Annotated in this window: 11 protein-coding genes; 6 read left to right on the top strand and 5 right to left on the bottom strand. The window is 45.5% G+C overall.

Going from position 1 to position 14,337, the window contains the following annotated elements; translation table 11 throughout:
• Positions 1–91 precede the first annotated feature (91 nt).
• Entirely contained in the window at positions 92–2,386 is a 2,295-nt protein-coding gene (gene bglX / locus H5647_RS12420; protein WP_200911584.1) for a beta-glucosidase BglX, read from the bottom strand.
• Here bglX and H5647_RS12415 point away from each other — a divergent pair.
• Positions 2,386–2,532, top strand: a complete 147-nt coding sequence (locus H5647_RS12415; RefSeq protein ID WP_162926384.1) for a hypothetical protein — start codon at positions 2,386–2,388, stop codon at positions 2,530–2,532. The genes bglX and H5647_RS12415 overlap by 1 nt on opposite strands.
• A 388-nt stretch (positions 2,533–2,920) precedes the next feature.
• On the top strand, positions 2,921–3,451 hold the full coding sequence (locus H5647_RS12410; protein WP_045858939.1) for an NADPH-dependent FMN reductase: 531 nt from the start codon (positions 2,921–2,923) through the stop codon (positions 3,449–3,451).
• A gap of 124 nt (positions 3,452–3,575) precedes the next feature.
• Here the strand turns inward: H5647_RS12410 and katG are convergent, their stop codons facing one another.
• The gene (gene katG / locus H5647_RS12405) at positions 3,576–5,777 is read right to left on the bottom strand and encodes a catalase/peroxidase HPI (protein WP_045858937.1); all 2,202 of its coding nucleotides are present in this window, start codon (positions 5,775–5,777) and stop codon (positions 3,576–3,578) included.
• A 575-nt stretch (positions 5,778–6,352) separates the two neighbouring features.
• Between katG and H5647_RS12400 the strand changes: the two genes are divergently transcribed.
• Positions 6,353–7,264: a substrate-binding periplasmic protein gene (locus H5647_RS12400; RefSeq protein ID WP_082087047.1), complete on the top strand. Its 912-nt coding sequence runs from the start codon at positions 6,353–6,355 to the stop codon at positions 7,262–7,264.
• A 47-nt stretch (positions 7,265–7,311) separates the two neighbouring features.
• Here the strand turns inward: H5647_RS12400 and H5647_RS12395 are convergent, their stop codons facing one another.
• From H5647_RS12395 to H5647_RS12385, 3 genes are all read right to left on the bottom strand, one after another.
• Positions 7,312–8,289 (bottom strand): ion channel, encoded by a 978-nt coding sequence (locus H5647_RS12395; protein WP_045858934.1) that lies wholly within the window; start codon positions 8,287–8,289, stop codon positions 7,312–7,314.
• A gap of 231 nt (positions 8,290–8,520) precedes the next feature.
• The gene (locus H5647_RS12390) at positions 8,521–9,540 is read right to left on the bottom strand and encodes a glycoside hydrolase family 43 protein (protein ID WP_045858933.1); all 1,020 of its coding nucleotides are present in this window, start codon (positions 9,538–9,540) and stop codon (positions 8,521–8,523) included.
• Between the two features lie 66 nt (positions 9,541–9,606).
• Positions 9,607–11,082: an MFS transporter gene (locus H5647_RS12385; RefSeq protein WP_045858930.1), complete on the bottom strand. Its 1,476-nt coding sequence runs from the start codon at positions 11,080–11,082 to the stop codon at positions 9,607–9,609.
• 370 nt (positions 11,083–11,452) lie between these two features.
• Here H5647_RS12385 and H5647_RS12380 point away from each other — a divergent pair, with 370 nt between their 5' ends.
• The 3 genes from H5647_RS12380 (at position 11,453) to H5647_RS12370 (ending at position 14,313) form a co-directional block, all read left to right on the top strand.
• A complete protein-coding gene (locus tag H5647_RS12380) occupies positions 11,453–12,667 on the top strand; it encodes a PilT/PilU family type 4a pilus ATPase (RefSeq protein WP_045858926.1) in 1,215 nt (404 codons plus the stop codon).
• Between the two features lie 34 nt (positions 12,668–12,701).
• Positions 12,702–13,442, top strand: coding sequence for a glutathione peroxidase (locus H5647_RS12375; RefSeq protein ID WP_045858924.1), 741 nt, complete (start codon positions 12,702–12,704; stop codon positions 13,440–13,442).
• 115 nt (positions 13,443–13,557) lie between these two features.
• Positions 13,558–14,313, top strand: a complete 756-nt coding sequence (locus tag H5647_RS12370) for an SDR family oxidoreductase (RefSeq protein WP_045858921.1) — start codon at positions 13,558–13,560, stop codon at positions 14,311–14,313.
• Positions 14,314–14,337: the final 24 nt, after the last annotated feature.

Genomic DNA, 14,337 nt, shown 5'->3' with positions numbered 1-14,337 from the left:
CTGAGCGTTTTAAGTTTTCATTGCAAAACCCCGTTCAAATTCGAACGGGTAACGATTAATGTCAACCTAAGACGCTATAAACGTAATACCGCTATAACGTAAACCTATCCGTTAAACCGTCGATAGAACCACCCCCTACCATTACATCAAAGTCGCCATCTTCAAGTAAAAACTCGCCTTTGGCATTGTAAAAGCCCATCTCTTTTTCGGTTAGAACAAATTCAACTTTCTGAGATTCTCCAGCAGAGAGGAGTATTTTTTTGAAACCTTTCAATTCTTTTACTGGCCGCACCGTAGAAGCCACTCGATCACGAAGGTAAAGCTGTACAACCTCTTCACCCTCATATTTTCCCGTATTTTTAACCTTCACACTAATCTTTACGCGGTTATCCTTTAACGTTTTTACTTTTAGCTTCGAGTATTTAAAATCGGTATAACTTAACCCATGACCAAAGGGATACAACGGGTCACTTTCAATATCTGTGTAGTGCGACCAAAACACATTGTCTTTCGGCGTACTACGCCCAGTACTCAACTGACGATAGGTCGTAGGAAGTTGCCCAACATTACGAGGAAAACTCATAGGTAACTTGCCACTGGGGTTATACTCCCCAAACAACACATCGGCGATCGCATTACCGCTCTCAGTACCCAGCTGCCATGTTTGAACAATCGTTGGAATATGCGCATCTGCCCAGCTTAAATCTAACGGCCGACCACTAGCGACGAGCAATATAATATTGTTATTTGCGGCATAAACTTCTTCTAGCAACTCTTGCTGCAACCCTGGCAATTGAATGTTTGAACGACTTCGACCTTCACCGGACTGAAAACCATGCTCACCTAACATCATCACCACTACATCCGATTCTTTTGCCAGCGCCACAGCCTCGGCGATACCCGTTCGATCCGTGGTATTGGCAATAATATGCTGAGAGAATGCTTCTTCGCCAATGCTGAACTTTACGCCCTGTTCGTAGGTAAAGTGATTGGAATATTGTTTTAATCCATCCACCAAAGACACGGCTGAATGATCGTCGGAAGAAACACGCCACGTACCCAACACACTATTATTATCCGCAGCAAGCGGCCCAATAACAGCTATTTTTTGCTGGTTTTTATTCAACGGTAAAAGACGCTTTTCGTTCTTTAGCAATACTATTGAACGTTTAGCCATATCTCGCGCAGCGGCTAAATGTGATGGATGATAGAGAGCCTCTGCTTCTCGTGTTTTATCCGTATATTTATAAGGATCTTCAAACAAACCCAATTCCATTTTCACTCGCAATATTCTGCGAGCGGCATCATCGATGAGCTTTTCATCAACTTTGCCTTCTCTTACTAACGATTCCAAATGATTCACATAGGCATAACCTTCCATATCCATATCTGAACCGGCTTTAACCGCTAGCGCCGCGGCATGCTCATTATTAGTCGCAAAACTATGGTCAACCATTTCTTTAATCGATGCCCAATCCGATACAACAAAACCTTGGAAGCCCCACTTACCTTTTAATATATCACGCTGTAAATATTCAGAGCCCGATGCAGGTATACCATTTAATGTATTAAACGCATTCATGATTGTTTTAACATCCGCTTTTACGGCGGCTTCGAACGGAGGAAGAATAGTATTGTGTAACGTATACGGGCTAACGTCGACACGGTTGTAATCACGCCCACCTTCGGCAAAACCATACCCCGCAAAATGTTTTGCGCAGGCCGCTATAGTATCAACCGCCGATAAATCATCCCCCTGAAACCCATTGACTCGCGCAACGGCAATATGCTGCCCCAAGTAGGGATCTTCACCTGCGCCTTCTGCCACTCGCCCCCAACGCGCATCTTCGGAAATATCGACCATAGGCGCGAACGTCCAATTAATACCCTGCGCAGATGATTCTATTGCCGCTAATCGGGCAGAACGCTCAATCGCTTCCATATCCCAGCTTGCGGATTCGGCCAGCGGTATAGGGAAAATGGTTTTATGGCCATGAATCACATCAAGACCAAAGATTAGCGGTATACCTAAACGGCTTTCATTAACCACAAATGATTGAAGCTCGCGCACTCGCTCATAACCAGACACATTTAAAACCGAACCAACTAAGCCTTCGCGCAAATGTTCGTATTTTTTCTTCGCATCGCCCTCGTCTGGCTGCGGGCCCGTTGCGTCCCAAAAACCGTTGTATTGGTTCATTTGTCCTATTTTTTCGGCCAGCGTCATTTTAGCCAGTAACGCATCAAGTTCTGCCTCATAGCGATTGGCTTGAACAAACGAAGAAAAAACGCCTATAAGTGTGAATAACACTAAAGTATGGAGTCGGCTCGATAACATGCGAATGCCTTTTAATTGTAAGTGGTGTATCCCTAAGAAATCTGACAATGATCCGTTTCGTCATGGATCAGTTTAGCAATGAAATTGTCAGCTCAATGTCATCGCGCGAAAAACGGCATTACCATCGTGTAGAACGCTGCCTACCTCGTACATTTATTGGCCGCTATAAAGCCTCTGGCGTGCACGACCGATAGAACAACTTTAACAAGGGTAGATGAGTAACGCATACAACAAGGAAGGCACGAAAATCATCCTGATTGCGTTAGCGAGAATAGTCTTTCATTACAAAGCCAGCGTCCAAAACAGGCCCATGGCTATCGCAATAACGCATAATTAACCTTCACTCATACAGGTGCGTACTATACCCCCCGCCCTCCACGACAATTAAACCAAGAAAATGTACCCCTATCATTAGATTAACGAGCAGCAGTAATCGTAGCCCGTTTGAACACCTAAACTTACATTACGTAAAATTGGGCGCTAAGATTGAAGAAGGAAGCACGAATACCTAAAACGACGTAATATGCTTAAATACTTCTCATTTAAGCATACAAAAATTACTAACGACAGGGCAACCATACGATGAAAATTCTCGCCTTTGCTGCCAGCAGTAGCGCCAAATCCATCAACAAACAATTAATCCGCTATAGCGTTACTTTGCTCCCATTACACGAATGTGAGGTAATCGATTTGCGCGATTATGAATTGCCCATTTTTAGTGTCGATAAGGAAATGGAGGGGGGAATACCGCAACTTGCACTGCAATTATTTGAGAGAATTGGAACTTCCGACGCGCTTATTATTTCATACGCGGAACACAACGGTTCATACTCCGCTGCCTACAAAAACATCTTCGATTGGATGTCCCGTATTAACCCAAAAGTATTTCAAAACAAACCCATGGTATTACTGGCAACATCGCCAGGGCCCGGCGGCGCCAAAAATGTACTTGAAGCAGCGGGTAAGTCAGCGCCCTACTTCGGTGGACAACTTAAAGCGAGCCTTTCTGTTCCTACATTCTTCGATAATTTTAGTAGTGAGGAAAAACGCATTACCAACGACGACATTAATCAGAAACTAAAGGCCGCTTTCGATACGCTCGGAGCACCGTAATACTCCCCCTACCTTAAGACTCAATCAGCGTTACAACGTTCTGACCAAAACCTAAGTAACCCAACACATTAAAAACCCCTGAAACCTTCAAATTAAAAAGCTTTCAGGGGCTCGTCTAGCGGTTTTAGTTTAAATCGAATCTATCAGCATTCATCACTTTCACCCATGCTTTAACAAAATCTTGAACGAATTTTTCTTTTGTATCATCGCAAGCATACACTTCGGCCAGCGCTCGCAACTGTGAATTGGAACCAAACACTAAATCTACACGGCTTGCCCGCCACTTAACGTCGCCGGTAGTGCGGTCACGGCCTTCGAATTCACCGGCAACATTGGGAATGGGCTTCCATACCGTATTCATATCAGTGAGATTAACAAAGAAATCGTTGGTTAACATGTCCACGTTATGGGTAAAAACACCCTGCTGACCGTTCTCGAAGTTCGTATTGAGCACACGCATGCCACCGACTAAAACGGTCATTTCCGGTGCCGTTAAGGTGAGCAATTGTGCGCGATCCAACAATAACTCTTCGGCCGACACTCGGTAACTTTTCTTGCTGTAATTACGAAAACCATCAGCAATAGGCTCTAATACATCAAACGACTCTGCATCGGTTTGTTCATGTGAAGCATCCACACGACCTGGCATAAAAGGAACGGTTATTTCATGCCCTGCATTAAGTGCCGCCTTTTCGATTGCAACGCTGCCACCAAGAACAATGAGGTCGGCCAACGATACATTGGCGGTTTGAGTATCGTTAAAAGTTTTCTGAATACCTTCGAATATGCCCAATACTTTTTGCAGTTGCTCAGGTTGGTTCACCTGCCAATCTTTTTGCGGCGCGAGACGAATACGTGCGCCGTTTGCGCCGCCACGATAATCAGAACCGCGGTATGTTGCGGCAGATGACCATGCGGTATAAACCAGCTCGGAAACACTCAGCCCAGATTCAAGCAACTGTGCCTTTAGGTTCGCAATATCATTGCCACTGATGGCATTACCTGTGGCTGCGGGCAATGGGTCTTGCCACATTAAGGTTTCACTCGGAACCTCTTTACCTTTGTAGCGACTGACTGGCCCCATGTCACGGTGGGTAAGTTTGAACCATGCACGGGCGAACGCGTCGGCAAACTCTTCGGGATTTTTATGGAAGTGCTCGGAAATTTTGCGGTAAGCCGGGTCTTCCTTCATGGCCATATCTGCGGTGGTCATCATTAGGCCAACACGCTTACTGGCATTTTCTGCATCAGGTGCATGGTCTTTTTCAGCAAGTTTCTTTGGTGCCCACTGGTTTGCACCGGCAGGGCTTTTAACAAGTTGCCATTCATAACCAAACAAGACGTCAAAATATCCGTTATCCCATTGAATAGGGTTGGCTGTCCACGCACCTTCAATACCACTGGTTATCGTATCCCGGCCTTTGCCACTGCCATAAGTACTTGCCCAACCAAAACCCATTTCTTCCATGGGCGCAGCTTCTGGCTCAGCACCAACATGCGCCGCGTCTCCGGCACCGTGAGCTTTACCAAAGGTGTGTCCACCGGCGGTAAGAGCAACCGTTTCGTAATCGTCCATACCCATGCGCGCAAAAGTTTCGCGTATATCTCGACCAGAAGCGATGGGGTCTGGATTACCATCGGGGCCCTCTGGGTTAACGTAGATTAAGCCCATTTGCACAGCCGCAAGCGGGTTCTCTAAATCGCGCTCACCGGAATAACGCTCATTACCCAGCCAATCACTTTCTGCGCCCCAGTAAACATCTTCTTCGGGTTCCCAAATATCTTCTCGACCCCCACCAAAACCAAAGGTTTTCAAGCCCATGGATTCAATGGCTACATTGCCAGCCAAAATAAACAAATCGGCCCACGAGAGGCTATTGCCGTACCTTTTCTTAATGGGCCATAACAAACGGCGAGCTTTATCGAGATTCCCATTGTCAGGCCAGCTATTCAGTGGGGCAAAACGCTGATTACCGGTAGAAGCACCGCCACGGCCATCGCCGGTGCGATAAGTACCGGCCGCATGCCACGCCATACGCACCATAAAAGGGCCATAGTGACCATAATCTGCGGGCCACCAGTCTTTCGAATCGGTCATCACCTCTGTAAGGTTTTGCTTAACTTCGCTTAAGTCGAGCGCTTCGAAAGCCTCGGCATAATTGAAGTCATCGCCTAGAGGGCTGATTTTTTCGCTATTTTGATGAAGAATTCTAAGGTTTAGTTGGTTGGGCCACCAGTCCATATTTTGGGTGCCACCACCCATTTTTACGTTACCGCCGTGCATAACGGGACATTTGCCTGACGAGCCACTACTGTTGTCTTGCATGATAAATCTCCTGCTGAAGGGTTTTGCCTACCGGTGCAATATTGAGGGTTGAGGTTAAGCCTGAACCACTCGATGTAGGCCGTTCAATTACCCGTACAATCTACCGCCCTCAATGCGATAGATATATTAAATTAAATATATGAATCTAATAGTATTTAAGGGTTAAATCCGTGTAACGTCAGAAACCTGCCCGTGCCTAACTGGCGAGCCCTGTTTGCTATTCCACACCACCCATGAGCCCTCTATTTTCCCCACTTGCCAATCAGCCATTTCAACCGAAAACATCAGCCCGTTAAACATGCTGATCACTACGAGCCCGTAATGTCGTTAACAGTTAGAATCCAAGCGGCAGGCCAGCAATAGCCCCTTCACACTGTAGCAGCCACTTCTATCGGTAAAATCGCTCGATATTTATGTCGAAGATTAGCTATGATTCAATAACGGCTTAAAAAACATTAACGTAGAATTGATCGTCTAAAAGACGGGTAATTGCCCTAGGAACTACAATCGCTATTCTTGCCAAAATCCTGCGCGCTCTCGTCCTCTGGCCAGCCAATGGCCATAGTCTCTTAATTATGTTCGTTTTAGTGCCCGTACTCGCACACGCTGACACACACAACACTGCAGAACCCACTAACGACGTATTACTAGTGCGTCATATTGTGGTGCCCGAAGACCGAGTGTATACCCACCGGTTCGAATACTTTGTTGATCTACTGCAACTAGCTCTGACAAAATCTGGGCAGCCTTTCCTGTTAGAGGCGGTGCCCATTCCACCGGTGCCCACTACGCGTAATATCCGTTACTTAAAAGAGGGCCGCTTTCACGTCACCTGGATGCATACCGATACCGCGCGAGAAGAACAGGTACGGCCCATTCGAGTACCGATTTTCCGTGGTTTAATCGGCTGGCGATTGCTGATGATCCATCAAGACAATGCCGAACTTTTTTCCTCAATCAACAGTATTAACACATTAAAGGCACTTAAAGCCGGACAAGGTCACGACTGGCCGGATACCGCTATTCTTAAAAATCATCATTTTAACGTGCGAACCTCTTACAATTGGAAGGGCATTTATAATTTATTGCAAAACAAGCGAATTGATTACTTCCCAAGAGGTATCATCGAAATATGGGATGAAATTGAACGGCTCGAAAAACATCTGATTGAAACTAACCCGAACGACAATTTGAACACGATTATTGATAATAATATTGCCCTGAATTATCCCAGTGCCTTTTACTTTTTTGTGGCAAACGAAAATGAACTACTGGCGCAAGCGTTAGAACGCGGCTTCCTCGAAGCCTATAAAGACGGGTCATTCCAACAATTATTTATGGCCTATTTTGGTGAAGATATTCGACGTTCCAAGCTCATCAATAGAACTATCTACACACTTACCAATGATGCCCTTCCAAAAGATACCCCCTTACACGATAAAACGTTGTGGTTTTCACCCGACGAAATGTTTACCGCACCAGAATAACGTCCCCCTCATAGTATGCAAACAACAATCGTTACACGGCCGTAGGTTTAACGTGTCATTTTTTTCACAAAGACCACAACAAACAGCGCCAGCGTAAAACTGCCAACAAACGCTTCAATGGCCGCAAATGCTCGAGTAAACCCTACCGGCGACAAGTCGCCATAGCCTAATGTTGTAAACGTGACAACGCTAAAATAAAGCGATTGAAAAAACGTGATGACATTATGTTTAACCGATAGATCAGAGGAGTACTGCACTTCAACGGCACCGTCTGCAATACCTGCCAAAAAATAAATAACGGAAAAGGAAAAAATAATGGCCAATGAAAAGCTAACAACCCTAGAGGGTTCTTCACCATAACCGCAAAACAAATCTACAAGCTTAGAGAGCATTCTGCGCGCGCTGTAGCGAGGCAGTTGGTAGCGCCGCATTATCATTTCTCTTTGAAAGAATCGCCCAGCATTTTCAAATAAACCTTGTGATTCCGTTGTACGGCGTAAATTTCGGTATATTTCTTCGGCTTGCTCGAAGTAGTCGCTTTGCTGCTCTCGGTCATTCTTGGTTACATATGCCATTTTTTCTTGTCTTACGGCATTATCCCACGCGACATTATCCATTTTAGTGCCTTCTAATATTACGCCCAGTAAATTAGCATTTTTTAAAGTGGAGCAATTCAAATTCGCTTTGGTAAGATTGGCCTTCATTAAAGACGTGCCGGTTAGGTCGATATTAAAAAGGTGGGAGCTTTTTAAATCTGCGCGGTATAGATCACTATGGATCAAACAATATCCTTCAGAAGAACCGTGGCGAACAAGGTTAATACTCGTTAAATCGGTATTGCGTAGGCTAAACCCAATCATGGGTTTGCCTGTCCTAGCGCGCGCCTCTAAACGTTCAACAAGATCGGGCTCCCGTTTTTTTTTAGATTCATCGTGCCAATAGCACAAACCATCGTGCTCGGCGGTATCGTCACAACGCTCTCCATTTGGCCCTTGATAACAACACGCACGCTCCTCCGTAGACATAACGACCTCCACTCTCACTAGCATTAAGTTGACACTTAAGTGACGCAGCAACGCACTGTTGAGTAAGTCTAGCCCAAAACCGAAAGAGACCCACACATTTGAAGAAAACACTAAAAAGAAAAAAGAAGGAAAGTAATGCAACAAACAAACAAACAAACAATAGGAAAATGAATAATCTGCCAGCATTGCGCTGGCAGATTCATAAAAAAGAAACACTATTTGTGTTGGCGTTTAACCAATATAAGGGTCTAAAGTGTTGATTTTGCCATTTTCATCATAAGTAATTTCCGCCATCTTAATAGATCGAAGATGAGTAACCCCTTTTGATAAGGTTGAATCATGGTAGAACAAAAACCAACGCCCTTCATACTCACATATAGAATGGTGCGTGGTCCAACCCACTACTGGGTTTAAGATGCGTCCACCATAGGTGAATGGGCCATAAGGGCTATCACCAATGCCATAACATAAGAAATGACTATTGCCGGTGGAATACGAGAAATAGTACTTACCCTTGTATTTGTGTACCCATGATGCTTCGAAGAAACGACGCTCGTGATCACCAGCCAGAACGTGATTACCGTCTTCATCCAACATTACGATTTCACGGGGTTCTTCGGCGAACTCCAGCATGTCATCGCTCATTTTGGCAACGATGGGGCCTAAGGCTGGTTCGTCATCGGCTGGCTCTGTGGTATTAGCACCGTATTGATTATTACGATAATTCTGTAACTGACCGCCCCAGATACCACCAAAATACATATAGTATTCACCGTCGTTATCTTCGAAAACGGCGGGGTCGATGGTGTAACTGCCTTTAATGGCTTCAGGTTGAGCAACAAATGGGCCGGTAGGTGAATCAGAAACGGCGGCACCTATTTGAAAAATACCGTCTGCCTTTTTCGCAGGGAAGTATAAGTAGTACTTTCCAGCTTTGTGCGCAGCATCAGGCGCCCACATTTGGCGCTCTGCCCACGGCACATCTTTAACATGTAACGCTACGCCATTATCAACCGCTTCGCTTTCAGGGGAATCCATGGAGATTACGTGATAATCCTCCATCCCGAAATGGTCGCCGTTATCATTGAACGGAATCCCTGCATCAATATCGTGTGAGGGGTATATATAGAGTGTTCCGTTAAAGACATGTGCGGACGGATCAGCCGTATATATATTCTTGACCAGCGGCTGCGAAATGGCTTTCGCATTCACTTCATCAAAATCCAATTCTGAGTATTCTTCATCAGCCATGAGTTTAATAACCTTTTAAATCTTAAAAATTGGGCGCTATCTAAGCGCCCTGTTCATTGAATGTATTTACACTGTAGCAGGTCGTCTCGCTGCCAAATCAGTTTCAATTTGCGTTTCCATTTTTTTGTTAATTTGATAGAAAAACATGCTGGCTGCTGCAACAAAGAAAGGGATTGCAGCAAAGACACTTACGGCTAACTTAATGCCCTCTTTCGTTTCTAAGCTTTGAGACTCCAGGTTGGCGTCGTAACCATAAGAAGCCAACACCATAGCTGCGATAGTACTTCCCACGGTAAGGCCACCTTTTAATCCCAGTATCATGGCGGAGAAAATAACAGCCGTCGCGCGGCGATTATTCTTCCACTCCGAGTAATCGGCTACATCCGCAATCATGGCCCATAATAATGGAATAGTAATGCCGTAGAAAAATCCGTGCAGAATCTGGCTAATAAACATGGTACCTACCGACTCTGGGGGTATCGCCACAAAGGCAAGAACAAAGAGAGTAGAGATAACAAGGAAAATGCCGTAAATATTGCGTTTACCAAAACGATCAGCCAGTGGCTTGGAAAAACCGATGCCGACAATCATCATTATAATGCCGCTACCGTTAAACAGCCCAAAACCGGAAGCCACTGGGCTTTCCGGCCATTCAAAGGCAAAACCAAGGCTGCCAAAGAAGGATGTGAGCCCTGAGATAAAGCTATTGAACCCCATATTTTCTAGGAAAACGGCTAAAGCAGGCTCGCTCACATAATTATCAAAGTAGTAAATATACATACCACCTTTCAGTGCAAGCGTGACGAAGACCAGCACGACTACGCCCAGCATAATGAGCCACGGAACGTTACCGAGCAGATCTTTCAAATCATCGACAACACGTGAGTCACTTTCTTGAGGAGCAACAACCCGCTCTTTAGTGGTTAAGAAAGTTACGATAAAACAAGCGACTGCAACAAACGCAAAGACCAAGGTTATTTTTTCGAAACCTAGCGCTTGATCGCCGTCTCCGGCCATCATAATAATGGGCAGCATAAGTACCTGAATGATGAACTGAGCACCCATAACGGCAACAAACCGATAGGCCGACAGACTATTGCGCTCCGCCATATTACCGGTGAGCACGCCACTTAAGGATGCGTAAGGCAAATTATTAGCGGTGTACAGAGAAACCAGCAGCAAATAGGTTACAAAAGCGTAAACAATTTTGCCCGTTTCGCCGAAATTCGGCGTTGAAAACGTGAAGAATATAAGGACACCAAATGGGATAGCCGTAAACAGTATCCATGGGCGATACTTTCCCCATCGTGTTTTGGTACGGTCTGCGATCATGCCCATCACGGGGGCAAACAAAACCCCACCGATAATGCCACACCAAAAAATGACCGATTGAGCCGCTGAATTGCTCAACTTATACACGTCGGTATAGAAAAACACGATATACGTTACAAGCGTTTGAAAGACCAGGTTGGCTGCAAAGTCTCCAAGACTGTAACCTACTTTCTCCCTTACCGAGAGCTTTCCATTTGTTGTTGTCGTCATAAGATTTACGTCTTAGTTATTATTTGAAAACAGCAAAGTTTGAACGCATAGCGACAATCCCGCTGCTGGATTGATAATCAAACCAATTCGTTGGCGCATGCAGTTTCCACTGCCCACAAATTGGTACGGCTACCCCCCTTTTGCCCCCAAGTCTACATGAATTTACGTAACCGAAGGATAGGAGGAGCTTCTGCCACAGTTTAAGTCAATTTGACTATATTACTTTCAGCGACGTCCAAATGATAGTGCGTGTCACTTTTTTTTAAGGGTAGCGGCCGCATAGATCAAATTCTATAGAACCTACAACCTTCCATGAGCTGGCTATACTCTCCTGTATCCTTACTCGGCACCTCGAATGCATGGAGATACCATGGGCACTCCCATCGACCCCTTCCTTAAAGTTTTAGCTCAAAAAGACGGTTCAGATCTCTACCTCAGCACAGGTGCACCACCGTGTGCAAAATTCCAGGGAACCCTCAAACCCCTCTCTCAAACGCCCTACAAAGCGGGTGAAATTGAGAGTATCGCAAACTCGATAATGGATGAGGAGCAACGAGAATCATTTTTACATGAGTTAGAAATGAATCTCGCCATCTCTATTCCCAGCATTGGTCGTTTCCGCATTAATATTTTCAAACAACGCAACGAGGTCTCGATTGTTGCGCGTAATATCAACACTGATATTCCTCAATTTGATCAGTTAGGGCTCCCCGAGGTACTTAAAGACATTATCATGACAAAGCGCGGGCTAGTGCTATTTGTTGGCGGCACGGGTTCAGGTAAATCCACCTCTCTCGCCGCGCTAATAGACCACCGTAATGCCAATTCTGGTGGTCATATTATCACCATAGAAGACCCCGTTGAGTACGTGCACAAACACAAAAAGAGCGTCATTAATCAACGGGAAGTCGGTGTCGATACCCGCAGTTTCCGCAATGCATTGAAAAATACTCTGCGACAAGCACCTGATGTCATATTAATAGGAGAAATTCGTGATAGAGAGACAATGGAACATGCGCTGGAGTTCGCAGAAACTGGCCACCTCGCGATTTCCACATTACACGCCAATAATGCAAATCAGGCGCTTGAGCGGATCATCAATTTATTCCCCGAGGAGCGACGCCCACAATTACTAATGGGTTTATCCCAGAATGTGCGCGGAATAGTCTCGCAACGATTAGTCCCCACCTTGGACGGCAAGCGCTGTGCCGCGGTTGAAGTCTTGCTCGGCACCAAAACCATACAAGAACTGATTTTGAAAGCTCGCCTCACCGATATTAAAGAAATTATGGAGAAGTCTGAAAACCTCGGTATGCAAACGTTTGATGCCGCTCTCTATAAGCTGCATAAAACCGGTAAAATAACGCTCGATGATGCACTTGCGAATGCAGATTCCGCCAATAACTTACGGCTACGCATTAAACTAGGCGAAGGTAACGCAGAACCATCCACTGAAGATGCGCAATCAGTAGCAGCGCAAGTATCCGAAGACGACAATAGCTTCGGAAGTTTATCGCTCGAAAAAATGGAGCACGAAGAGGAGGACGAAGACGCCCCCATCAACCCATTTTTAAAGAATCAATAGTTCAAAACCTGTTCAATAAACCAAGGATTTAAACATGTTAGAGAATAGAGAAGGCCAAACAGTACCCAGCGTAACATTTAAAACGCGCGACGGAGATGACTGGTTGGATGTAAGCAGCGACGCTCTTTTTAAAGACAAGACCGTTGTCGTATTTGCGCTTCCCGGTGCATTTACCCCTACCTGCTCATCAACACACTTACCGCGCTACAATGAGCTTGCACCGGTTTTCTTCAAAGAAGGCGTGGATGCAATCATTTGCTTATCTGTGAATGATACCTTTGTAATGAATGCTTGGAGCGCAGACCAGCACGCTGACAATATTCGATTTATTCCCGACGGTAACGGCGATTTCAGCGAAGGCATGGGTATGCTCGTCGATAAATCAGATATCGGTTTTGGTAAGCGCTCATGGCGCTATTCCATGCTCGTTAAAAACAGTGTTATTGAAAAAATGTTTATCGAACCCAACAAGCCTGGCGACCCCTTTGAGGTGAGTGACGCAGATACAATGTTAGCCCACATTAATGCCAACGCAGAGCTTCCCAAGCGCGTCACGCTGTTTAGCAAGCCTGGGTGCCCTCATTGCACACGCGCAAAAAATACCCTGTCAAAAAATAAGTTCAAGTATGAAGAAATTGTACTGGGCGATAACGGTGTAAGTTATAGCTCGCTTACCGCGGTTTCCGGCCAAGGCACCACGCCACAGGTGTTTATTGATGGCAAGCATATTGGCACAGCTGACGACTTGGACAAATGGTTAGAAGCCAATACATAGGCCTCAGGTTGTAAAAACAACATACCGAAGCCTGATATTAATCAGGCTTTTTTTTATTTGGTAACCACGTTAAATAGCGTATTGTTACGTTCCAATTAAATTTCCGAGTATTGTTATGCCCACCACCGTATTAATTACAGGCGCGTCTTCTGGTTTTGGTGCTGCTTGCGCCCGGCTGTATGCACAAAAAGGCTACGCCCTCGTGTTACTGGCGCGTCGGCTGGATAGGCTGGAAGCTTTGAAAAGCGAGCTATCCCAACAGTGTAATGTGTTTATCCAAGCCTTAGACGTAACTGACCGCAACGCCGTTTCACACGTACTCGAAACACTGCCCGCCTCACATCAAAGTATTGATATTTTAATCAATAATGCGGGTTTAGCCCTAGGCATTGCACCCGCCCACGAAACCGACCTGAATGATTGGGATACGATGGTCAACACAAATATTACCGGCCTCATGCATATGACACGCGCTATTCTTCCCGGCATGGTGGCGCGTAATCGCGGGCATATCGTTAATATTGCATCTATCGCCGGCAGTTGGCCGTACCCAGGTGGCAACACCTACGGTGCAACAAAAGCGTTTGTGCAGCAATTCACAAAAGGTTTAAAAGCCGATTTGCTGGGCACCAACATTCGCGTAACCGAGCTTAGCCCAGGCATGGCAGAAACAGAATTCTCATTGGTACGGTTTAATCAAGACCAACAGAAAGCAGATTCGGTCTATGATAATGCAACACCTTTATCGGCGGCCGATATCGCGGACATTATTGTATGGGTAACCAGCGTTCCGGCGCACGTTAACATCAATAGCCTTGAAGTTATGCCCGTTTGCCAAGCATGGGGACCTCTTGCGGTAAGCCGAGATTAATCGTATAACGGCAACGGTTACTGA

The organism is Teredinibacter purpureus, from assembly GCF_014217335.1.
In the GTDB taxonomy this organism is placed as follows: Bacteria; Pseudomonadota; Gammaproteobacteria; order Pseudomonadales; family Cellvibrionaceae; genus Teredinibacter; species Teredinibacter purpureus.
This window is presented reverse-complemented; position numbering and strand designations above follow the sequence as displayed.